This window comes from Halorubrum sp. Hd13 (assembly GCF_002252755.1).
In the GTDB taxonomy this organism is placed as follows: Archaea; Halobacteriota; Halobacteria; order Halobacteriales; family Haloferacaceae; genus Halorubrum.
In genome coordinates this window covers 15,176-37,133 of the sequence record NZ_NHOY01000082.1, presented here as the reverse complement: position 1 = coordinate 37,133, position 21,958 = coordinate 15,176, and the positions used below count along the sequence as shown (strand labels likewise).

Genomic DNA, 21,958 nt, shown 5'->3' with positions numbered 1-21,958 from the left:
CGGCGGCGAGGGGGCCGCCTCGGCGCCGGAGCTCCTGTTCGCCCTGGTCGTGGTCGCGGCGCTCGTCGCGAGCGTCGCCGTGCTCCTCGGCGCCGGCGGCGACGACGAGCCGGCGGACGGCGAGGAGCACGGCGAGCGCGAGGAGCCGGACCAGACCGACCCGGACCTCCGCGAGGTCGGGCGGACCGCGGGCGCGGCGGCCGACCGGATCGAGCGGTCGGACGCCGACAACGGGGTGTACCGCGCGTGGCGCGACATGACCGAGGCCCTCGACGTGGACCGGCCCGCCTCCTCGACGCCCGCCGAGTTCGCGGCCGCGGCCGTCGACGCCGGCGTCGACGCGGAGCCGGTCGGAGACCTCACCGCCGTCTTCGAGCGGGTGCGGTACGGGGGCGAGGAGGCGACCGAGGAGCGCGAGCGCCGGGCCGCCGAGGCCCTCCGGCGGATCGAGGAGCGCCACGGGGGTGCGGAGTAGTGGTCCGGCCCCTCGTCGCCCTCGGCGTGGCGGCGGTCGCGGTCGGCTTCGTCGCCGCCGTCGACCGCGGGGTCGCGAGCGCGCTGGACCCCTCCGAGACCGTGGTCACGCTGATCGGCGCGCTCGGCGTGGTCCAGGGGCTCAGGTACGCGAACGCCAGACGGAGGCGGCGACGCGAGGCGGCCGCCCCCGGCGACCCGGAGCGGCGGGCGCCGGCCGCGGTGCCCGGCGCCGACCTCGACGAGCGGATCGAGCGGGCGACCGGTCCCGCGCGCGGCGGACACCGAGCGCGTCGACAGGTCCGCGAACGGGTCCGAGAGCTGGCGGTCGCGACCGTCGCCCGCGAGCGAAACGTCTCGGTCGAGGCGGCCGAGCGCCTCGTCGAGACCGGCGACTGGACCGGCGACGCGACCGCCGCCGCGTTCCTCGCGCGCTCGTCGTCGTACCCGGTCCGGGTCCGGCTGCGGGCGATGGTCACCGGGCGCTCGCGCTACGAGTTCGGCCTCCGGGCCGTCGTCGACGCGATCCGCCGGGCGGAGGGAGAAAGAGGCGCCGGCGGCGCGGAGGCGACGCCGGAGGCCGACCGATGAGCCGGGGTCGCCGGTCGTCGGCGGTCGACGCCGGAGGGGCGGCGGATAGCGAGGAGAGCGACGACGAGGGAAGCGACGACGAGGGAGGGGGGGACGGCGAGGGAAGCGACGACGGGCCCGCGACGACCGAACGCGTGACCCGCCGCGGGGTCGAGACGGGGCGGTGGGACGGGATCCGCGGTGCGGCGCTCGCGCTGGTCGGCGTCGGCGTCATCGCCCGGCGGCCGGGGCTGGTGCTCCTCGGCGCGGTCGGGGTCGGCTACGCCCTCTACGCCAGCGTCGGCGAGGCGCCGGCCGCGACGCTCGACGTCACCCGGACGGTGAGCGACGCGACCCCCGAGCCCGGCGACGAGGTGACCGTCGCGGTCCGGGCGCGCAACGCCGGCGACGCCCCCGTCGCCGACCTCCGGCTCGTCGACGGGGTTCCGCCGGCGCTGGAGGTCGTCGACGGTCCCGCGCGGATCGCGACCGCGCTCCGCCCGGGATCGGCGGCCGCGTTCGAGTACGCGGTCCGCGCGACCCGCGGCGAGCACGAGTGGGAGGCGGTCACGGCGATCACGCGCAACCCCTCCGGATCGCGCGAGCGGACGACCGCGATCGAGCCGGCCGACCCCGCGCGGGTCGTCTGTACCCCGGAGCTGGCCGCCGGCGGCGACCTCCCGCTCCGGGGGCTGACGACGCGGTACCACGGCCGGATGCCGACCGACGTCGGCGGGGCGGGCGTGGAGTTCCACGCCACTCGCGAGTACCGCCGCGGCGACCCGCTCAAGCGGGTCGACTGGAACCGCCGGGCGCGGACGGGGGAGCTGGCGACCGTGGAGCTCCGCGAGGAGCGCGCCGCTACGGTCGTCCTCCTGATCGACGCGCGGGAGTCCGCGTACGCCGCGCCCGAGCCGGCGGCGGAGACGGCGGTGGAGGCGAGCGTCGGCGCCGCCGGGCAGGCGTTCCGCGCGCTCCTCGACGGCGGCGACCGCGTCGGAATCGCGGCGCTCGGCCCCGTCGACTGCTGGCTCGCGCCGGGCGCCGGCTCGGCGCACGCCGCGCGGGGCCGCGACACGCTGGCGACCGATCCCGCGCTGGCCCCGACCCCGAGCGGGGACCGGTTCTACCGGTCGCTGTGGCTCCGCCGGTTCCGGCGGCGGCTCCCGGCCGACGCGCAGGTGCTCTTCTTCACCCCGCTCGTCGACGACGCGGCCGCGTCGATCGCGCGCCGGATCGACGCGCACGGCCACCTCGTCACCGCCCTCTCGCCGGACGTCACGGCCGGCGAGACCCCCGGCGAGCGGCTCGTGGGATTCGAGCGCCGCGAGCGGCTTCGGGAGCTCCGCTCGGCTGGGATCCGCGCGGTCGAGTGGGACGGGGAGTCGTTCCCCGTCGCGGTCGCGCGAGCGACGAACAGGTGGTCGCCGTGAGCGCCGGGTGGTCGCCGTGAGCGCCGGGTGGTCGCCGTGAGCGCCGACGGCTCCCCCGCCGACGGCGGCGCGAACGCACCGACCGACCGACCCGAGCGCGACGCCCGCCCCCCGACGCTCGCCGTCGTCGTCGCCCTCGTCGCGGCCGCGGTCGCGAGCCTCGCGGGGTTCCTCGCCGCGCCGCTCGGGGGCGCCCTCCTCGGCGCCGCGACGGTCGGACTCGTCGCCGGGTCGTTCCGGCGGTCGCACCGGCTCCTCTCGTGGGCGGCCGGGGTCGGAACCGTCGGGCTCGCGGTCGCGGGGTATCGGGGCGGAGGCGTCGAGGCGCTGCTCGTCGGCGGCGTCGCGCTCGCGGTCGCGTGGGACGCCGCGGACCACGGGCTCTCAGTCGGCGCACAGGTCGGCCGCGAGGCCCGGACCCGGCGGAACGTCGCCGTCCACGCCGGGACGACACTGCTCGTCGGCGCGCTCTCGGTCGGCGTCGTCTACGGCGTCTACCTCGCCGCCGCCGGGTCGCAGCCTGTCGCGGCCCTCGCGCTGCTCCTGTTCGGGGCGGTGGTGCTGGCGTCCGCGCTCCGGTGAGGTGGTCCGAGACGGCGGGCGGTCGGGCCGGCGGCGATCGCTTGCCCTTTTGTACTCCCCCGCCGACGCTCCGGTATGCGCACTGCAGCGACCGCGACGGCCGCGGCGTCGGCGGCGACGACAGCGGCGACGGCGGGACGCGTCGGGTGGTCGGCGTGACGGACCTCGTGACGTTCGGCGAGACGATGCTCCGGCTCTCGCCGCCGCGCGGCGACCGGCTGGAGACCGCCCGGACCCTCGGCGTACAGGCGGGCGGCGCGGAGAGCAACGTCGCGGTCGGCGCGGCGCGGCTCGGCGCGGACGCCGTCTGGCTCTCCAAGCTCCCGGAGTCGCCGCTCGGCCGCCGCGTCGTGAGCGAGCTCCGGAGCCACGGCGTCCGGACCGGCGTCGCGTGGGCCGACCCCGAGTCGAGCCGCGTCGGGACGTACTACCTCGAACACGGCGGCGAGCCCCGCGGGACGAGCGTGATCTACGACCGGGCCGACGCCGCGATCACGACGGTCGAGCCCGACGAGCTCCCGACCGCCGCGCTGGAGTCGGCCGAGCGGTTCCACACGACCGGGATCACCCCGGCGCTCTCCGAGCGGGCCGCGGAGACGACGACCGCGCTGCTCCGCGCCGCGGGGGAGGGCGGGGCGACCCGCTCGTTCGACCTGAACTACCGGGCGAAGCTCTGGGACCCCGAGACGGCCCGGGCGGCGTACGAGGAGCTGTTCGCGCACGTCGACACGCTGTTCGTCCCGCGGCGCGACGCCCGCGAGGTGCTGGGCCGCGAGGGCGACGCCGTCGAGATCGCCCACGGGCTCGCCTCCGAGTTCGGCTTCGACACGGTCGTCGTCACGCGGGGGAGCGAGGGCGCGGTGGCCCTGCGGGACGGCGCGGTGTACGAGCAGAGCGTCTTCGACGCGGAGACGTTCGACGCGATCGGCACCGGCGACGCGTTCGTCGCGGGGTACCTCGCCAACCGGCTCGACGGCGGCGACGTCGCGGACGGACTGGAGTGGGCCGCCGCGGCCGCCGCCCTGAAGCGCACCGTCGACGGCGACCTCGCCGTGATCACGCCCGATGACGTGGCCGACGTCGTCGACGGCGGCAGCGGCATCGACCGCTAGCGACCGATCGGGCTCCGATCCGGCCGGCGTCTCCGTTCCGGCCGTCGCCCGCGTTCCGACCCGTTTATGGTCGCCGGCCCGCCCCGTCAGGGTATGACCGACGACGAGCGACGGAGCGAGCTCATCGCCGCGCTGCGGGCGGCCGACGCCGTCCGATTCGGCGAGTTCGAGCTCTCGCACGGCGGCACCAGCGACTACTACGTCGACAAGTACCTGTTCGAGACCGACCCGGACGCGCTGACGCTCGTGAGCGAGGCGTTCGCGGCTCGGCTCGCCGACACGGACGCGAAGCTCGCGGGGGTCGCGCTCGGCGCGGTCCCGCTCGTGGCCGTCACGGCCGCCGAGCTGGGGCGCCCGTACGTCATCGCGCGCAAGTCGGCGAAGGAGTACGGCACCGGCAACCGCATCGAGGGCCGGCTCGACGAGGGCGAGGAGGTCGTCGTGTTGGAGGACATCGCCACGACTGGGCAGTCCGCGGTGGACGCCGTCGAGGCGCTGCGCGAGGCGGGCGCGACGGTGGACCGCGTGCTCGTCGTCGTCGACCGCGAGGAGGGGGCCGCGGAGCTGCTCGCCGACCACGACGTGGAGCTGGAGTCGCTGTTGACGGCGACGGAGCTGCTGGCGGAGCGGGACGCGGAGTAGCTCGCAGACCGCTTTTCAAACCGGCGTCAGGCCTCGGGCGCCTCGACCGTCGGCACCGCGACGCGGTCGAGGGCGTCGACGATCACGTCGCGCTTGTCGACGTCGTTGACGGCGGCGTCGGGGGTGAGCACGAGCCGGTGCGCGAGCGTCGGCTCCGCGACGCGCTTCACGTCGTCGGGGGTGACGAACTCGCGGCCGGCGACGACCGCGGCGGCGCGGGCGGTCTCGAACAGCCGCTGGGTGCCACGGGGCGAGACGCCCACGTCGACGCGGCGGTCCTCGCGCGTCGCGCGGACGAGCGCGGCCATGTACCCGAGCAGGTCGTCCTCGACGCGCACCGTCTCGGGCACCTCGCGGAGCGCCGAGACGGCGTCGGCGTCGAGGACGCGGTCGACCGTCGGCGCCTGCTCGGCGCGACCCGCGCGGCGGCGGAGGAGCTCAACCTCGCCGTCGTCGTCGGGGTAGCCGATCGAGGTCTTGATCGCGAACCGGTCGAGCTGGGCCTCCGGCAGCGGGAACGCGCCCTCGCTCTCGACGGGGTTCTGCGTCGCGATGACGTAGAAGGGGTCGGGCAGGACGTGGGTGTCGCCGTCGACGGTCACCTGGCCCTCCTCCATCGCCTCCAGCAGCGCGGCCTGCGTCTTCGGCGGCGCGCGGTTGATCTCGTCGGCGAGCACGACGTTGGCGAAGACCGGGCCGGGCGAAAAGGCGAAGGAGCCGTCGCGCTCGTCGAACACGTTCGTCCCGGTGACGTCGGACGGGAGGAGGTCGGGCGTGAACTGCACCCGGGAGAACTCCAGGCCGAGCGCGGTCGCGAACGAGCGCGCCGAGAGGGTCTTCCCGGTGCCGGGCACGTCCTCCAAGAGGACGTGGCCGCGGGCGAGGATCCCGAGCGTGACGCGGTCGAGGAACTCGCGGTCGGCGACGACCGCGCCGCCGACCTCGTCGACGACGCGCGAGCAGGCCGCCGCCGCTTCGGGGACGTCCATACCGGGCGCACGGGGGCCGCGCCGAAAAGCGTTGCCGGCGGCGGTCGCCTCGGCGACGCGTCGAGGCCGCTCCCGAGGTCGGCATCGGCGATCGAAACGCATAACAGCGGAACCGGCCAACCGCCAAGTGAGCCGAGGTAGCCTAGCCTGGCCAAGGCGGTAGATTCGAAATCTACTGTCCATTCGGACACCGGAGTTCAAATCTCCGCCTCGGCGCTTCTCTCTCACCCGCTCCGCCCAGCGACGCGGCCGCGGTCGAAGGGATCCCATGAGCGGTCACCGAGCGCCGCGGCGGGGAAAGAGCCATCCCTCGTCGAGGCGACGGAATCGTATGCCGGACGCGACGCTGTACGACCGGCTCGGCGGCGGGCCGGCGATCGGCGCGGTCGTCAACGAGTTCTACGACCGAGTGCTGGCCGACGAGCGGGTGGCGCACCACTTCGACGACGTGGAGATGGCCGATCAGCGCTCCCACCAGACGAAGTTCCTGAGCGCGGTCACCGGCGGCCCGATCGAGTACGGGGGCGACGACATGGAGACGGCCCACGGAGGGCTCGGCGTCACGGACGCGGAGTTCGACGCGACGCGGCCCACCTCGACGCCGCGCTCCGCGAGTTCGACGTCGACGACGCGGACCGCGAGGCGGTACTGGAGGCGGTCGAGGCGTTCAGAGAGGACATCGTCGAGGCGTGACGCGGAGGGGAAAGCCACCGACCGCGCCCGTCGCCTACGGCTGCCCGCCCAGCGACTCCTGTTCGGATCCGGAGTCGCCCCGCAGCCGCCGTCGCCGCTTGTCGTAGGCCGCTTCCAGCTTCGCGTTGGTCGCCCGCGAGACGAGGTAGCAGTCGACCGCGTCGTCGTCGCGGGGGTGCGCGCTCGCGACCCAGACGTGGCCGTCGCCCGTCGAGAGGTCGGCCGCCCACCGCTCCGCGGCCGCGCGGCTCTCGAACGCGTGGCGGGGACCGTCCTCGAAGACGAGCCGCCCGACCTTCGCGTTCCGCTTGCGCGCCGAGGGCTTCACCGCGACGACGACGCTCACGGGCGACGTTGGGGCGTCGTCGCTTAAAAACCTCGTCAGACGCCCCCGGTCGCGGAGCGGAGCGACGCGAGCGGCGGCGAAAGCGCCTCGCGGAGCGGGTGCGAACGAACCGCAAGAAACCAGACCCCCGATTCCGTACCCGTGCGCATGAGCGAGCCGGACTGGTACGAGGACGCGACGATCTACTCGCTGGACGTCAAGACGTTCAACGACGGCGACGGCGACGGCTGGGGGGACTTCCGCGGGGCGATCGAGCGGCTCGACTACCTCGACGAGCTCGGGGTCGACGCGCTCTGGATCCGACCGTTCTACCCGAGCCCGCTCCGCGACAACGGCTACGACGTCGCCGACTACTACGGCGTCGACGACCGGCTCGGGAGCCTCGCCGACTTCCGTGAGTTCGCCGACCGGGCGCACGAGCGCGGGATCCGCGTGATCACCGACCTCGTCTTCAACCACACCTCGAACGAACACGAGTGGTTCCGACGGGCGCGCGAGGACCCCGAGTCGGAGTACCACGACTACTACCTGTGGACGAGCCACCTGGCGGACGCCCACCAGCGCGGGAACATCTTCCCGGAGTACGAGGACGGCGTCTGGTCGTACGACGAGGTCGCGGACAAACACTACTTCCACCAGTTCTACGGCCACCAGCCCGATCTCAACGTCGCGAACCCCGCGGTCCGCGAGGAGCTGTACGACGTGCTCCGCTTCTGGCTCGACCGGGGCGCCGACGGCTTCCGGATCGACGCCGCCCACCCGATGCTGATGCCGAAGGGCCACGACGCGACCACCCTCGACGAGACCGACCTCGGCGACCCCATCGAGCTGTTCAAGGAGATGCGCCGGGTCGTCGAGGCGGAGCAGTCCGACGCGGTGCTGCTGGCCGAGGCCGACGACGAGCCGGAACACCTCGACTACTACTTCGGCGACGGCGAGGCGTTCCACCTCCAGTTCAACTTCGTGATGAACGCGCACCTCACGTACGCGGTCGGCGTCAAGGACACCTGGCCGCTACAGCGCGCCGAGGAGGTCCTCCCCGACGTCTCCGGCGTCGGCACCTGGGTGAACTTCCTGCGGAACCACGACGAGTGGAACCTGCTGAAGCTGCCGGAGGAGGCGTTCGAGCACGCCCGCGGGTACTTCGGCGACGACGACGGCGACTCGTGGATCTTCGAGCGCGGCCACCGGCTCCGGCTGGCCGACCTGTACGACGGCGACCCCGGTCGGATCGCCGTCGCCCACAGCCTGCTCTTCTCGCTGCCCGGCTCCGTCGCGCTCCAGTCCGGCGACGAGATCGGGATGGGCGCGGACCTCTCCCTGCCCGAGCGCGAGGCCGTCCGCACGCCGATGCAGTGGGACGACTCCCCGAACGGCGGCTTCTCGACGGCCGCCCCCGAGGAGTGTTACAACCCCGCGGTCGACGAGGGGCCGTCCGCCTACGACCGCGTGAACGTCGCCGCCCAGCGCGGCGACCCCGACTCGCTGCTCTCGCGGGTCGAGGCGCTCGTGGCGGCCCGCGACGCCTGTCCGGAGATCGCCCGCGGCGACTACCGCGCGCTCGAGACGGACCACAAGGAGACGCGCGTCCACCGGTTCGAACACGACGGAACCGTCCTCCTCTGCGCGCACAACCTCGCGGACGGGTACCGCGAGGAGGTCGTCGGGTTCGACGTCGACCCGGACACCGTCGAGCACGTCGTCGGCGACGGCGAGCACCACGTCGCGGAGGGGGGCGTCACGGTCGAGCTCGACGCCTGCGACTACGCGTGGCTGCGCGGCGAGAAGCGCTGAGGGCGGCGACGGCGGGTCGGGGATTCCTTCGCTCAGTCGTCCGCGAGCGAGGCGACGTCCGGGACCGAGCCGTCCTCGGCGGCGGCCGAGAGCAGGCGGTCGAGCCCGTCGACCATCGCGACGACGCTGGCGCGGGTGATGTCGGCGTCGGTCGAGGAGACCGAGACGGAGCGGTCGCCGCGCGAGAGGTCGACCTCGACGGTGACGACCGCGTCGGTGCCGCCCGTGATCGCGTCGACGTGGTAGGAGTCCAGGTCGAAGGAGACGCCGCCGGTGCCGTCGCTCTCGGCGCCGTCGCCGTCGCCCGCCAGCGCGGCCCGCACGGCTTCGAGGCCCGCGTCGACCGGACCGGCGCCCGTGCCGGAGGCGACGCGCTGCTCGTCGCCGACGCGGAGCCGGACCGACGCCGTGGGGAGGTTCCCGCCGGAGGTGGCCGAGAGGTCGACGAGCTCGACGCGGCGGTCGCGCTCGCGGCCCTGCACGTCCTCCGTGATCGCGAGCAGGTCGGCGTCGGTGACGCGCTTCCCGCGGTCCCCGAGCTCCTTCACGCGGCTCACGACCTCGCTCAGCTCGTCGGCGTCGACCGCGACGTCGTGCTCGGCGAGCGCGGCCTTGACGCCCGCGCGGCCGGCGTGTTTACCGAGGACGAGCCGGCGCTCGCGGCCCACCGTCTCCGGCGGGTACGGCTCGTACATCGTCCCGTCCTTGAGCGTGCCGTCGGTATGAATCCCCGACTCGTGGGCGAAGGCGTTGGCGCCGCAGACCGCCTTGTTCGGCGGGAGCGCGACGCCGGTCGCCTCCGAGACGGTCCGGCAGAGCCGGTAGAGCCGCTCTAACTCGACCGTGGCGACGTCGTACGATCGGGCGAGCGCGACGGCGACCTCTTCGAGGGCGACGTTGCCGGCGCGCTCGCCGACGCCCATCACGGTGCCGTGGACGGTGTCGGCGCCGGCCGTCAGCCCCGCGTGGACGTTCGCCACGCCGAGGCCGAGGTCGTCGTGGGTGTGGAGGCTCGTCGGGCCGAGGTCGGCGAGCCGGGAGACGACCTCGGCGGTGCGCTCCGGGTCGGCCGCGCCGACGGTGTCGCAGTAGCAGATCCGGTCGGCGCCCGCGTCGAGGCCGGCGCCGAGCAGGCGTTCGAGGTAGTCGAGGTCGGCGCGGGAGCCGTCTTCGCCGAGCACCTCGACCCAGAGGCCGTGGTCTTTGGCGTACTCGACGAGCTCGACCGTCGTCTCGACCACCGCCTCGCGGGTCGACCCGACCTTCGTCTCGACGTGCTTGTCCGAGGCGGGGACGACGAGGTTGATCCCGTCGACGCCGCAGTCGAGCGCGTGGTCGACGTCCCGCTTCACGCCGCGGGCGAAGCTCGTCACGGTCGCGTCGAACCCCTCGTCGGCGACCCGGCGGATCGCCTCGCGCTCGCCCTCGGAGGTGCACGCCGAGCCGGCCTCGATCAGGTGCATCCCCGCGGCGTCGAGCTCGCGGGCGACGTCGACCTTCTCGGCCGGCGTCAGCGAGACGCCGGGCATCTGCTCGCCGTCGCGCAGGGTGGTGTCTAACAGCTGTACCTCGTCGAGTTCGGTGAGTGGTGTTCGGGTCAAAAGGAAGTCCGTCGGCTCTGCGGTGGGTTCGGGGTCGGTGCCGCCGCGGGGCGGTCGTGCCCCGGAGTCGTTATCGCCGGAGAATTTCGCGGCCAGCCGCCGGGAGGCGACTTCCTCTATCCTCCGAACGACCACGATCGTCTCGTGTCATTCGTGTCCGTGCCGACGCGTCACACACGTATAAACGGACGGGTCGCGACAGGAATGACCAACGGATCGTCGGCGAGATCGGTGGTTCGTCGAGGATCCGCCGACGTGGTCACGCGCGCCAAGGGCGGCAGGATTACACGCGCGGGTCGAGAGCGGGCCCGCGTGAAACGAGTCGCGATCGACGACGTCGACGTCGTCACGAACCCGATGGACGTCCACGACGTGCGCAAACCGGTCTCTCGGGCCCTCGGCACCGAACACGTCGCGATGAACTACTTCGAGCTCGCGCCCGGCGACGCCCTCTCCGGCGGACTCCACGCGCACGGCGACCAAGAGGAGCTGTTCTACGTCCGCTCCGGCACCGCCACCTTCGAAGTGGGCCGGGAGTGCGAGCGCGTCGACGTCGGGGCCGGCGAGCTGATCCGGTTCGCGCCCGGGGAGTTCCAGTCCGGGTTCGTCCGCGAGGACGCCGACGAGGAGGTGGTCGCGTGGGCGGTGGGCGCGCCCGGCGCCCGGCACGACTGGGAGCAGATCGAGTCGCTGATCGAGTGCCGGACCTGCGGCGAGGAACTCCCGCACGCGACGGAGCTGACCGACGAGGGCCGGTTCCGGTTCACGTGCAGCGAGTGCGGCGCGTCGTTTTCGCCGTAGGGGCCGGCGGCTGCCTCATCCCAGCAGCGACCGGAACGACCGGCGACCGACGCCGCACTCCTCGCGGTAGTCGCAGGCCGAACAGCGGTCGTCGTCGACGCGCGACGGCGGGCCGTCGACCGCGCGGGCGGCCCGGAGCGCCCGGCGGTAGGCGGCCTTCCTGCGGGTGGTGAGTCGGACCTCGCGCACGGCGCCGACGGTCGGGTACTCGACCAGCGCGCGCGGCACCTCGCGCTCGCGCTCCCACGCGACCGCCTTCGCGACGGCGACCGCCCTGACCGACTGCGGCTCCCAGACGCCGTTTTCGGGGGGCTCGCCCGGCGAGACGACCGTCGGGAGAGGGGCGTCGGCGGGGTCGGACGAGTCGGGACGGCCGCCCCCGCCGGCGAGCACCTTGTGCACCGTTCCGTGACAGTCCTTCCCGGAGACGAAAGCGCGCTCGCGTTCGGGATCGATGAGGCGGTCGTAGTCGTCGCGCTCGCGGAGCCGGTCGAGGTTCCGGCGGTACGCGGCCGGCGAGCGCCGGATCGGAAGCCGTCGGAGCGTCGCGTCCGGCGCGTCGGCGAGCGCCGGGTACCGGAAGGCGAGGTCGATCCGGGCGCGGGCGTCCGCCGGAACCGTCCGGTCGTCCTCGCGGCGGGCGTAGTAGAGCTGTCGCGGGCAGTAGGCCGCGCGGGCCACGTCGCTGAAGGGGGTCACGAGGTGGGTGGGCGCGGTTCGATTGATAAAGAGTGCGAGGTCGCGATCGATCATTTATAAATGGATGTCGTCGGTACTGCCGTGACAACGTTCGAGTTTCCGGCCGCTCGTTTATAAGCGATTGATTGCAAAACGATAGTAAACACTGCCAAAGCCCCAGCCGCGAAGACTCGCGTGACTCGCCGCGGTCCTCAGTCGCTCGCGTTGCTCGCTCCTTGCGGTCCTTGCGTCGTCAGGCTTCGTCTTCGCGGCTGCTCCTTTGAGTCCCACCCGGACCGCACCGCAACCGCACCTCACGCCTCCCCAGCCTCGGCGGACGGCCCGGCGCGGGCAGGCCGCGCCGGCCCGCCGCCTCCCTCGCGGGCGGGTCGCGCCCAGCGGGCGCGACCCGGCGCGCCGTATCGTATTCGGGGATTGATAAGTACGCGTGAACGGTGTGCGAGCCTCGAAAAGCGTCGGAGTGGGGTATCGCCCGCAACGAGCGGATATTTATAAAGAGACGTCCGTCTCGATATCCTCGGTCGCCTCTTTCAGCCCGTCCTCGCGGGCGGTCTCGGCGTGGTTGCCTTCGATCTCGGCGTCAGTGAGGAGGTCGCGGAGCTCGTCGCGGAAGCGGTCGTTCGCCCGCGTGGCAGTGAGGTCGACGCGGGCGACGCGCGCGTACTTCGCGACGGGGTCGGGGTCGGCGCCGAGCGCCGCCGCGCAGTCGACGATGGAGCGGCCTTCGGCGGTGAGCGACTTCAGGTCCGCGTAGTCGAACGAGGCGTCGTCGACCTCGCGGTCGGCGTCGCGCACGAGGTGGAGGTCGAAGCGGGCGTCTCGGACGGTTTCGGGGTCGACGTCGACCGGTTCGGACGCGTCGACGGCGTCGCTTTCGGCAGCGTCGCCCTCGGCGAGCGCGGCCGCGATCGCGGCGTCGTCGTCCAGTTCGAAGTGCCCGCGCGCGATCCGGGCGTAGGTCGCGTCGTCGAGGTCCGTCGAGAAGTCGTACCGCTCGCGCATCGCGGCGACCAGCTCGCGGACGCGCTCGGCGACGGCGGCCTCGTCTCGGTCGGTGAGGGTCCCGGGGGACTCCGCCTGCCGCTCGGTGACCGTGTCGGACCCGGTGGTCTCGACGAAGATGTCGCGGAGCTCGGCGGTCTTCTCGTCCATGGACTCGCAGGTACGCGCTCCCGGTAGAAAAGCCTCGCGTCAGATTTCGGACGCCTCGAACGCGGTACTACCGGATTGCGGGCGTGAACGCGCGGGGCACGCCGGGAGCCCGACGAACCGCCGTCGTCGTCAACCAGTATATTCAAGTCGGTTTACGAGCGTGGCGGAGACATGGCAACCAACACGGAGTCGGTGGATCTCGTCGGCGACGAGGTCGCGACGAACCTCGCCCGCGCGGCGCTGTTCGCCGCGCTCGTCGGCGCGTTCGCGTACGTGTCGTTCCCGAACCCGGTGTCACCCGTCTCGGTGACGCTCCAAGTGCTCGGCGTCTTCCTCGCCGGGATCTTCCTCGGTCCGGTGTGGGGGGCCGCGTCGCTCGTCTTATACCTCGCGGCGGGCGCGCTCGGCGCGCCGGTGTTCCAGGGCGGCTCCGCGGGCTTCGTGGAGCTCGTGGGCGGGACCGCCGGCTACCTCTGGTCGTACCCGATCGCGGCCGCGCTCGTCGGCGCGATCGTCCACCGCGGCGGCGACCTCCGCGACCTCGACGCCGTCTCCGTCCCGGTCCTCGTGGGCGCGATGACCGCCGGGACGGTCGTCATCTACGCGATGGGCGTCGTCGGCCTCTACCTGAACCTGGAGCTCACCCTCGTCGAGGCGACCGTCCAGGGAGCCGTCGTGTTCCTCCCGGCGGAGGGCGCGAAGATCGCCGCCGCGATCGGGATCGTCCGCTCGGACGCGATCGCGGCCGAGTGAGGTGACGCCGTGAGCGACTCAGAGGTGACGCCGTGAGCGACTCAGAGGTGACGCCGTGAGCGACTCAGAGGTGACGCCGTGATCGACGTCGACGGCGTCACCTGCCGGTACGGCGGTGCGGGCTCCGGCGGGAGCGACGCGGCCGGCGTCACCGCCGTCGACGACGTCTCCCTCGCGGTCCCCGACGGCGAGTTCCTGATCGTCGCGGGCGCGAACGGCTCCGGGAAGACGACGCTGGTCCGAACGTTCAACGGGCTCGTCGAGCCGGACGCCGGCCGGGTCGCCGTCAACGGGACCCCGGTCGCGGACGACCTCGTCGCGGCCCGGACCGCGGTCGGGATGGTGTTCCAGGACCCCCGCGACCAGCTGGTCGCGGCGACCGTCGGCGGCGACGTCGCCTTCGGCCCGGAGAACCTCGGGCTGTCGCACGCCGAGATCGACCGCCGGGTGAGCGACGCGCTCGACGCCGTCAACATGGCCGGGCGCGAGGACGACCGGATCGCGTCGCTGTCGGGCGGCGAGCGCGAGCGCGTCGCGATCGCCGGCGCGCTGGCGATGGAGCCGGACCACCTCGTACTCGACGAGCCGTTCACGGGCCTCGACGAGCCCGCGAGGCGGTCGGTCGTCGACCGGCTCCGCGCGCTCCGCCGGGCGGGGACCGGCGTCGTCGTCGTCACCCACGACCTGCGGGACGTGTTCGGGATCGCCGACCGCGTGGTCGGGCTGGCCGACGGGCGGGTCGCGGTCGACGCGCCGCCGGCGGAGGCGGCCGCGGCGCTCCCCGGGCTCGACGTGCGCGTCCCGGCGGCCGAGGCCGGCGAGAGCGGTGACCGCGGGGCGACCGACCGCGCGGTCGATACCGGCCGGTGACCCTCGCGTACGTCCCGGACGACGCGCTCGCACACCGGCTGGACCCCCGGTCGAAGCTGCTCGTGCAACTCGGGTTCGCGGCCGCGGCCTTCGCGCACACGACGCCGCGCGGCCTCGCGGCGCTGTCGGTCGTCGCCGTCGGCTGCCTGCGGCTCGCGGGGGGCGGCCCCCGCGACCTGTGGGCGTATCGGTTCGCGCTCCCGTTCCTCCTCGTCGCCCCGGTCGTCGCGGGCGCGACGCTCGGCGCCCCCTGGTTCCGGATCGGCCGCGCGGTCGACACGGGACTGGCGAGCTACCGGGTCCTGCTCGTGCTTTTCATCGCCGCCGCCTACGTCCGGTCGACGCCGGTCCGGGACTCCCGGGCGGCGATCCAGCACACGGTCCCCGGCAGGCCCGGGCAGCTGCTGGCGGCGGGCGTCGCGCTCGTGTTCCGGTTCCTCCCGGTCCTGAAACGCGACCTGCTGACCGCGCGCGACGCGATGCGGGCGCGCCTCGGCGACGAGCTGGCCGTCCGCGACCGGATGCGGATCGTCGCCGCCGCCGGGATCAACCGCGCGTTCGGCCGCGCCGACCGGCTGGGGACCGCCCTCGCGGCCCGGTGTTTCGCGTGGAATCCGACGCTCCCGCGGCTGGCGTTCGGCCGGGCGGACGCGGTCGCGCTGGCGGTCGCCTGCGCCCTGTTCGCGGCCGCGCTGGTCGGCGCGCTCTGAGTCCGGAACGACGCATTCAGACCGCGGTTCGAGGCCGGAGCGGCGCACTCCGACCGCGTCCAATTGGCCCCCCGGCCCCGCGGTGTGGCAAGTTTTAACCGGACCGTATCCGCCTGATCGATCATGACTCCGCTGCAGGCGGCCACCCGGGAGACGTTCTGGACGATCGGCCCGGTGGGGAAAGCCGCGTTCTACTGGCTCGCCGCGGTCGCGATCCTGGTGTTCCTGTACGGCGTGTACGCCCGGTTCGCGGCGTACGCCCGCGGGAGCGCGGACCCCCGCGAACGGCTGTCGGACCTCCCGTCGCGGATCGTCTCCGCGACCCGGACCGTGCTCTCGAACGAGAACCAGTTCGACGGGGACGCGTACACCGGCGTGATGCACGCGTTCGTGCTGTGGGGCTTCCTCACTCTGCTCGTCGCGACGACGATCCTCGGGTTCGACATCGACGTCTACCGCCCGATCGCGGGCGAGTCGTTCTGGGTGGGCGACTTCTACCTCGCCTACCAGTTCGTCGTCGACGCGTTCGGCCTGCTGTTCGTCGTCGGCGTCGGCATGGCCATGTACCGGCGCTACAGCGAGCGCGACGGGCGGCTGTGGGGGAAACACACCTCGTTCGAGGACGACGCGTTCGTCTGGACCCTCTTCCTGCTCGGCGTCGGCGGCTTCGTCGTGCAGGCGCTGGGCATCGTCGGCCAGCCGGCGCGGGCCGACGAGACGGTGAGCTTCATCGGGATGGCGATGGCCGCCGGATTCCAGTGGGTCGGGCTGACGCCCGCGGGCGCCGAGGCGATCTACGGCGTCGTCTGGTGGAGCCACTCGCTGCTGGCGTTCGCGTTCATCGCGTGGATCCCGTACGCGAAGCCGTTCCACATGATCTCCTCGTTCGCGAACGTCGTCGCCCGCGACGAGAGGGCGGGGGCGCGGCTCCCGAACGTCCCCGCGGACCTCGATCACACCAACGCGGAGTCGATCGAGGACTTCACCTGGAAGGAGCTGATGGACGGCGACGCCTGCACGAAGTGCGGCCGGTGTACCGACGCCTGTCCGGCCGACGCGGTCGGTCGGAACCTGGACCCGCGGGACGTGATCCTCGACCTGAAGGCGTACCGCGAGTCGGTGACGGACGACCCGGTCGCGGGGGCGGGCGGCGGCGGGTCGGTCGCGACCGACGGCGGCGTGGCCGGTTCCGCCGCCGTCAACGACGGCGGCACCGTCCCCATCGTCGCCGACGAGGGCGGCGTGATCGACAGCGAGTCGATGGAGTCCTGCATGTCCTGTATGGCCTGCATGGACGCCTGCCCGGTCGACATCGAACACCTCACCTCGTTCACCAAGATGAATCGCCAGCTCGTCGACGAGGGGGCCGTGGACTCGAACCTCCAAGACGTGTTCCAAGACGTGATGCAGAAGGGGAACACCTTCGGCGAGTCGCAGTCGGCCCGCGGCGACTGGGCGGACGAACTGGAGGACGTCGAGGTCCCGGACGCCCGCGAACGCGAGGTGGAGTACCTCTGGTACGTCGGCGACTACCCGAGCTTCGACGACCGGAACAAGAAGGTCGCCCGCGCGCTCGCCCGGCTGTTCGACGAGGCCGGCGTCGAGTTCGGCATCCTCTTCGACGACGAGAAGAACGACGGCAACGACGTGCGCCGGATCGGCGAGGAGTTCCTCTACCTCGAACTGGCGGGTCACCACGTCGAGACGTTCGTCGACTGCGAGTTCGACTCGATCGTCTGCACGGACCCGCACTCGTACAACACGATCAAAAACGAGTACCCCGAGGTCGACTTCGCCGAGTTCGCCGACGACCCGATGATGCCGTTCGACCGCGAGGAGCCGTGGAACGCCGACGGCGCGGTCGACGTGCGTCACTGGACGCAGGTGGTGGAGGAGCTGGTCGACGAGGGGCGGCTCGGCCTCGCGGGCGACGAGCTCGGCTACACCGTCACCTACCACGACCCCTGCCACCTCGGCCGGTACAACGACGAGTACGAGGCGCCCCGCGAGCTGATCCGCGCGACCGGCGCCGACCTCTACGAGATGCCACGCTCGCGGAGCGACTCGTTCTGCTGCGGCGGCGGCGGGGGCGGGCTCTGGACCGAACACGACGAGGATGTGAAGCCGAGCGAGGAGCGGCTCCGCGAGGCGGTCGAAGACACCGACGCGGGCGGCGCGATCGAGAAGTTCGTCGTCGCCTGTCCGATGTGCACGACGATGTTCGAGGACGGCAGGAAGACGGGCGACTTCGAGGACGACGTGGAGATCGTCGACGTCGCGGAGCTGCTGATCGAGGCGGTGGAGTCCGGGCCGAAGTGAAAAGCGAAACCCGTCAGGCGCCGCGGCCGCCGTCCCGCGGGCTCGATCGCGGCCGGGACTCGACCGCGTCGTCGACCCGCCGCAACACCGCCCGCCCCGGGGCGCGGTCGCGCACGGGCGCGTCGCCGAGGTAGTCGATCAGCGCGTCGCGGAGGAGCTCGGCGCCCTCGGAGGCGAGCGCGCGGTCCCGTTCGATGCGCCGGATCGGGCGGCACTGCGCGGGGGCGTCGTCGCCGGCGTCGACCGCGGCCGCGCCCGCGTCGAGCAGGGCGGCGTGCGCGACCCACGCCTCCTCGCGGGAGAGCGAAAGTCGGATCCGGTCCCCGTTCGTCGGAGGGGTCATCGTCCCGGTCTTCGCACGGAGGGGCATAAAAATACGCCCTGATGGGCAGTGGAGCTCCGACCGCCGCGAGAGCGGATCGATTTCGATCTATATAGCGTATATAGTTCACCCTACCAGTACCCTCCGGACAGTACTCCTCATAGCATACTATTTATGTCGACGACGTTCTCGATCAGATGATGGCATCAAGGCACGATGCGGACGCAAACGGCATCACGCGGCGGAAATCGCTTGCGGCGCTCGCCGGGGCGGGAGCGCTGGCGCTCGCGGGATGTACCGAAACCGAAGGGGGCGACGGAGGCTCCGGAGACGGTTCGGACGGCTCCGACGGTTCGGACGGCTCCGACGGTTCGGACGGCTCCGACGGTTCGGACGGCTCCGACGGTTCGGACGGCTCGGACACCCTGTCGGGCTCGATCAACATCGCCGGTTCCTCGACCGTCTTCCCGCTGATGAGCGCAGTCGCCGAGGACTTCGCCGAGGACAACCCGGAGGTTTCGATCGACATCAGCTCGACGGGCTCGGGCGGCGGATTCGCGAACTTCTTCTGCGTCGGCGAGACCGATTTCAACAACGCGAGCCGGCCGATCAAAGAGGAAGAACAGGAGCTGTGCGAGGAGAACGGCGTCGAGTGGGTCGAGCTGATCGCCGCGACCGACGCGCTCACCGTCGTGATCAACAACGAGAACGACTGGGCGACGGAGATGACCGTCGACGAGCTTTCGCAGATCTGGCAGTCCGACGCCGCCGAGATGTGGAGCGACGTGCGCGACGAGTGGCCCGACGAGGAGATCGAGCGGTTCGGCGCCGCCGACACCTCGGGGACGTACGATTACTTCATCGAGAACGTCATGGGCGAGGACGGCCACACCGATGACTACCAGGCGACCGAGCAGGACAACACGATCGCAGCGGGGGTCGAGGGCACCCGGTACGGGATCGGCTACTTCGGCTTCGCGTACTGGTTCCAGAACCAGGACCAGATCACGCCGGTCGCCATCGACAACGGCGACGGTCCGGTCAAGCCGAGCCTCGAGACCGCGTCCTCCGGCGAGTACCAGCCGCTCTCGCGGCCGCTGTTCACGTACCCGTCGATGGAGGCGCTCGGCAAGGAGCACGTCGCGGAGTTCGCCCGCTACTTCGTTAGCCAGACGACCAACGAAGAGCTCGTCGCCGGCGACGTCGGGTACGTCCCCGCGACCGAGGAGACGCAGGAAGAACAGATGCAGAAACTCGAAGACGCGATCGAGCAGGCGCAGGGCTGAAACCCGCGTCATGAACCGGTGTATTGATTTACGACAGCGTTCGAACTCCGACCGTCCGTGACAGATAGCACCGAGAGTCCGGATCTACAGCGACGGAGCGGGCTCACACGACTGAAGGAGGGAACCTACGGCGGGTTCTTCGCCGCGTGCGCGGTGATCACATTGCTCACGACGGTCGCCATCATCGCGACCCTGCTGTCGGACGCGTTGATGTTTTTCGCCGAGGTACCGATCCGCGAGTTTCTCTTCAGCACCAGCTGGAGCCCGAACCCGCGCGGGGGCGGGCAATCGTTCGGTATCGTCGCGTTGGTGATCGGGACGCTCACCGTGACGATCACGGCCGCGTTCGTCGCGCTTCCGGTCGGAACGCTGACCGCGATATATCTCAGCGAGTACGCGACGTCGAGCGCGCGCTCAATACTGAAACCGCTGTTGGAGATCCTCGCCGGTATTCCGACGGTCGTGTACGGCTACTTCGCGCTGGTGTACATCACCCCGGCACTGAAAGCGACGCTGTTCCCGGAGATGAGCACCTTCAACGCGTTGTCGGCGTCACTGATGGTCGGGATCATGACGATCCCGATGGTGTCATCGATCTCGGAGGACGCGATGAGCGCCGTACCGGACGACTTGCGGCAGGCCGGCTACGGTCTCGGGGCGACGAAGTTCGAGGTGTCGACCGGGATCGTGGTCCCGGCCTCCATCTCGGGGATCGCCTCCTCGTACATCCTCGCGGTGTCCCGCGCCATCGGCGAGACGATGATCGTCGTCGTCGCGATGGGCGCGCAGGCGCGGATGCCGGCCGTCAGGGAAACGCTTCTCGGGATTCCGTACATCAATCCCACCGACGTCCTCTTGGATTCCGGGATGACAATCACCGTCGCGATGGTGCAGATCGCCGGCGGCGACCTGACGGGCGGGACGATCCCGTACGACGCGATGTTCGCGCTCGGACTCACGCTGTTCGTGGTGACCCTCGTGATGAACGTACTGAGTGATCTTATCGCGGAACGGTACCGGGAGGAGTACTGATGGCGACCGACACCGACACCGGTCGTGTCGAGGAGTTCGGCGAGGTGAGCCGCGTCCGGGGGATCGCCTTCGAGTACCTCTCGCTCGGGGCGAGCGTGCTCGGGATCTTCGCGCTCGCGGTGCTGCTCATCTACGTCACGATCGACGCCTTTGATCTAGCGAACGCGAACCCGCTGTGGCTGTTGACGTACTTCCTCACGCTCGTCGTGCCGTTCCTCGGATTCTGCCTGTACAGCGCGCGTGACCGGACGCTGACTCGTCGGGCCGTCACCGTGGCCGGCGGCGGCCTCGTCGCCGTCGCCGTGGCCTTCACGCTCGTCGAGACGTTCGTCGGCCAGGTTCCGCGGCTCAATTGGCAGCTCACGTACCTCTTCGTCGTTATCATCCCGCTCACCGGATACCTCGTCTACATGGGAGCCCGCGGCCGACCCGGATCGGTCGGCTTCGGGATGGTCGGACGGCTGATCGGCGGCACCGCGATCGGGCTGGCGTTCAGCGTCCTCTTTCTGGTGTTCGACGAGCGGCTGTGGTTCCTCGCGTACACGCTCGGGATCGTTCCGGCGCTGCTCGCGTACGCGTACGGTCGCCTCCGAGACACGCCGGCCGCCGTGACGGCCGCCCTTCCGATAAGTATCCTCGGGATGGTGCTCGCCGTGTTCGTCCGAGAAGTGCTCCGGACGTACCCGACGACGGCGTTCATATACCTCTGGACGCTGGCGATCCCGATCGCGGCGGCCGGCGCCGTCGTGGTGAACGGCCGTGGAAGCCGGACGGCGGCGCTGACCGCGGGAGGCGTTCCGCTCGCGCTCGCGACCGCGGTCGGACTGTTCGGACGGGCCGCGGGACTCGGCGTCGGCGGGCCGAACGCGCTGTTGGTCATCGCCGTGACGGGCGTGCCGGTCGCCGCGTACCTCCATCGCGTGTTCGACGTCGGCGAGGGGGTGTCGGGACTGGGGCTTCCAGTCCTGCTCGTCGCCGGCGCGCTTGCCGGAGCGTTCCTCGTCGAACTGTTCGGGATCCCGACGCCGAGCCCGTGGGTCAGCGAGACGTTCCTCACGGAGGCGCCGTCGCGAACCGCCACCGAGGCGGGGCTGTACCCGGCGATCGTCGGCTCGGTGATCATCATCGCGATGGTCGCGGTGCTCTCGTTCGCCCTCGGGGTCGCGACGTCGGTGTTCCTAGAGGAATACACCGCGGACACCGGGGTCGTCGGCGCGCTGACGCGGCTGCTTCAGATCAACATCGCGAATCTGGCGGCGGTCCCGTCCGTCGTGTACGGGCTGCTCGGACTGGGGCTGTTCGCGAACCTCCTCGGATTTGGGTTCGGGACCGCGGTAACCGTGTCGCTGACGCTGTCACTGCTCATTCTCCCGATCACGATCATCTCCGCGCAGGAGGCGATCCGGTCGGTGCCGGACGACCTGCGCCGGGGATCGGACGCGATGGGGGCGACCCGCTGGCAGACGACGAAGAACGTCGTCCTCCCCGAGGCGTTCCCCGGGATCCTCACCGGGACGATCCTCGCGCTCGGTCGGGCGATCGGCGAGACCGCACCGCTCATCATGGTTGGCGCAGCGACGACGGTGTTTAGCCCGCCGAGCAGCCTGTTCAGCAAGTTCAGCGCGATGCCGATGCAGATCTACGCGTGGGCGAACTTCCCCCAGGCGGAGTTCCGGTACGGGGTCGTCGCGGCCGGCGTGATCACGCTGCTGATCATCCTCATCGGCATGAACGGGACGGCGATACTGCTGCGAAACCGCGCGGAGCGGGGAAACTAA

Annotated in this window: 21 protein-coding genes, 1 tRNA gene and 1 pseudogene; 17 read left to right on the top strand and 6 right to left on the bottom strand. The window is 71.9% G+C overall.

All coding sequences use genetic code 11. The features are described from left to right. The 6 genes from DJ81_RS11020 to pyrE all read left to right on the top strand — a co-directional run. Positions 1-475: DUF4129 domain-containing protein (locus tag DJ81_RS11020; RefSeq protein WP_141212576.1), on the top strand; the 475-nt coding region annotated here is incomplete at its 5' end. Then, positions 475-1,065 carry a hypothetical protein gene (locus DJ81_RS11015; protein WP_094589739.1) on the top strand — a complete coding sequence of 197 codons (591 nt, stop codon included), beginning with the start codon at positions 475-477 and terminating at the stop codon, positions 1,063-1,065. The genes DJ81_RS11020 and DJ81_RS11015, both read left to right, overlap by 1 nt. Continuing rightward, positions 1,062-2,477, top strand: a complete 1,416-nt coding sequence (locus DJ81_RS11010; RefSeq protein WP_094589737.1) for a DUF58 domain-containing protein — start codon at positions 1,062-1,064, stop codon at positions 2,475-2,477. Before DJ81_RS11015 ends, DJ81_RS11010 begins: the two co-directional genes overlap by 4 nt. Before the next feature lie 36 nt (positions 2,478-2,513). Then, complete coding sequence (locus DJ81_RS11005; RefSeq protein WP_176451159.1) at positions 2,514-3,059, top strand: hypothetical protein; 546 nt, start codon at positions 2,514-2,516, stop codon at positions 3,057-3,059. A 146-nt stretch (positions 3,060-3,205) separates the two neighbouring features. Continuing rightward, positions 3,206-4,171 (top strand): bifunctional 2-dehydro-3-deoxygluconokinase/2-dehydro-3-deoxygalactonokinase, encoded by a 966-nt coding sequence (gene kdgK1 / locus DJ81_RS11000; RefSeq protein WP_170938302.1) that lies wholly within the window; start codon positions 3,206-3,208, stop codon positions 4,169-4,171. Between the two features lie 93 nt (positions 4,172-4,264). Further along, a complete protein-coding gene (gene pyrE, locus DJ81_RS10995) occupies positions 4,265-4,813 on the top strand; it encodes an orotate phosphoribosyltransferase (protein ID WP_094523897.1) in 549 nt (182 codons plus the stop codon). 26 nt (positions 4,814-4,839) lie between these two features. Here pyrE and DJ81_RS10990 read toward each other — a convergent pair whose 3' ends face one another. Beyond that, entirely contained in the window at positions 4,840-5,802 is a 963-nt protein-coding gene (locus tag DJ81_RS10990) for a MoxR family ATPase (RefSeq protein WP_094589735.1), read from the bottom strand. A 131-nt stretch (positions 5,803-5,933) separates the two neighbouring features. Between DJ81_RS10990 and DJ81_RS10985 the strand changes: the two genes are divergently transcribed. Both DJ81_RS10985 and DJ81_RS10980 read left to right on the top strand, forming a co-directional pair. Next, a tRNA-Ser gene (locus tag DJ81_RS10985) sits at positions 5,934-6,018 on the top strand. A gap of 115 nt (positions 6,019-6,133) precedes the next feature. Continuing rightward, positions 6,134-6,495, top strand: a pseudogene (locus tag DJ81_RS10980) (group 1 truncated hemoglobin). Between the two features lie 34 nt (positions 6,496-6,529). On the opposite strand, the gene DJ81_RS10975 reads toward DJ81_RS10980, so the two are convergent. Beyond that, positions 6,530-6,841, bottom strand: coding sequence for a hypothetical protein (locus DJ81_RS10975; protein ID WP_094523894.1), 312 nt, complete (start codon positions 6,839-6,841; stop codon positions 6,530-6,532). Between the two features lie 147 nt (positions 6,842-6,988). On the opposite strand from DJ81_RS10975, the gene DJ81_RS10970 reads away from it, so the two are divergent. Further along, positions 6,989-8,635 carry an alpha-amylase family protein gene (locus DJ81_RS10970; RefSeq protein WP_094523893.1) on the top strand — a complete coding sequence of 549 codons (1,647 nt, stop codon included), beginning with the start codon at positions 6,989-6,991 and terminating at the stop codon, positions 8,633-8,635. Between the two features lie 32 nt (positions 8,636-8,667). Here the strand turns inward: DJ81_RS10970 and DJ81_RS10965 are convergent, their stop codons facing one another. Continuing rightward, positions 8,668-10,236: a (R)-citramalate synthase gene (locus DJ81_RS10965; protein WP_170938300.1), complete on the bottom strand. Its 1,569-nt coding sequence runs from the start codon at positions 10,234-10,236 to the stop codon at positions 8,668-8,670. Between the two features lie 312 nt (positions 10,237-10,548). Between DJ81_RS10965 and DJ81_RS10960 the strand changes: the two genes are divergently transcribed. Continuing rightward, positions 10,549-11,037 carry a cupin domain-containing protein gene (locus tag DJ81_RS10960; RefSeq protein WP_094589733.1) on the top strand — a complete coding sequence of 163 codons (489 nt, stop codon included), beginning with the start codon at positions 10,549-10,551 and terminating at the stop codon, positions 11,035-11,037. A gap of 15 nt (positions 11,038-11,052) precedes the next feature. On the opposite strand, the gene DJ81_RS10955 is transcribed toward DJ81_RS10960, so the two are convergent. After that, a complete protein-coding gene (locus DJ81_RS10955) occupies positions 11,053-11,790 on the bottom strand; it encodes a hypothetical protein (RefSeq protein ID WP_094589731.1) in 738 nt (245 codons plus the stop codon). 435 nt (positions 11,791-12,225) lie between these two features. After that, positions 12,226-12,888 carry a hypothetical protein gene (locus DJ81_RS10950; protein WP_094525912.1) on the bottom strand — a complete coding sequence of 221 codons (663 nt, stop codon included), beginning with the start codon at positions 12,886-12,888 and terminating at the stop codon, positions 12,226-12,228. 171 nt (positions 12,889-13,059) lie between these two features. Between DJ81_RS10950 and DJ81_RS10945 the strand changes: the two genes are divergently transcribed. The 4 genes from DJ81_RS10945 (at position 13,060) to DJ81_RS10930 (ending at position 17,540) form a co-directional block, all read left to right on the top strand. Then, positions 13,060-13,641, top strand: coding sequence for a biotin transporter BioY (locus DJ81_RS10945; RefSeq protein ID WP_094524882.1), 582 nt, complete (start codon positions 13,060-13,062; stop codon positions 13,639-13,641). Between the two features lie 78 nt (positions 13,642-13,719). Continuing rightward, the gene (locus DJ81_RS10940) at positions 13,720-14,511 is read left to right on the top strand and encodes an energy-coupling factor ABC transporter ATP-binding protein (RefSeq protein ID WP_094527827.1); all 792 of its coding nucleotides are present in this window, start codon (positions 13,720-13,722) and stop codon (positions 14,509-14,511) included. Continuing rightward, positions 14,508-15,221, top strand: coding sequence for an energy-coupling factor transporter transmembrane protein EcfT (locus tag DJ81_RS10935; protein WP_094524880.1), 714 nt, complete (start codon positions 14,508-14,510; stop codon positions 15,219-15,221). The genes DJ81_RS10940 and DJ81_RS10935 overlap by 4 nt, the downstream gene beginning before the upstream one ends. 123 nt (positions 15,222-15,344) lie before the next feature. Continuing rightward, on the top strand, positions 15,345-17,540 hold the full coding sequence (locus tag DJ81_RS10930; RefSeq protein ID WP_094589729.1) for a (Fe-S)-binding protein: 2,196 nt from the start codon (positions 15,345-15,347) through the stop codon (positions 17,538-17,540). 13 nt (positions 17,541-17,553) lie between these two features. Here DJ81_RS10930 and DJ81_RS10925 read toward each other — a convergent pair whose 3' ends face one another. Further along, positions 17,554-17,883: a hypothetical protein gene (locus DJ81_RS10925; RefSeq protein WP_094524878.1), complete on the bottom strand. Its 330-nt coding sequence runs from the start codon at positions 17,881-17,883 to the stop codon at positions 17,554-17,556. 179 nt (positions 17,884-18,062) lie between these two features. On the opposite strand from DJ81_RS10925, the gene DJ81_RS10920 reads away from it, so the two are divergent. From DJ81_RS10920 to pstA, 3 genes are read left to right on the top strand one after another with little or no spacing between them, the layout of a single operon-like run. Then, positions 18,063-19,148, top strand: a complete 1,086-nt coding sequence (locus tag DJ81_RS10920; protein WP_094524877.1) for a PstS family phosphate ABC transporter substrate-binding protein — start codon at positions 18,063-18,065, stop codon at positions 19,146-19,148. Between the two features lie 57 nt (positions 19,149-19,205). Next, on the top strand, positions 19,206-20,180 hold the full coding sequence (gene pstC / locus DJ81_RS10915; protein WP_094589727.1) for a phosphate ABC transporter permease subunit PstC: 975 nt from the start codon (positions 19,206-19,208) through the stop codon (positions 20,178-20,180). Then, positions 20,180-21,958 carry a phosphate ABC transporter permease PstA gene (gene pstA, locus DJ81_RS10910; protein ID WP_094589725.1) on the top strand — a complete coding sequence of 593 codons (1,779 nt, stop codon included), beginning with the start codon at positions 20,180-20,182 and terminating at the stop codon, positions 21,956-21,958. Before pstC ends, pstA begins: the two co-directional genes overlap by 1 nt.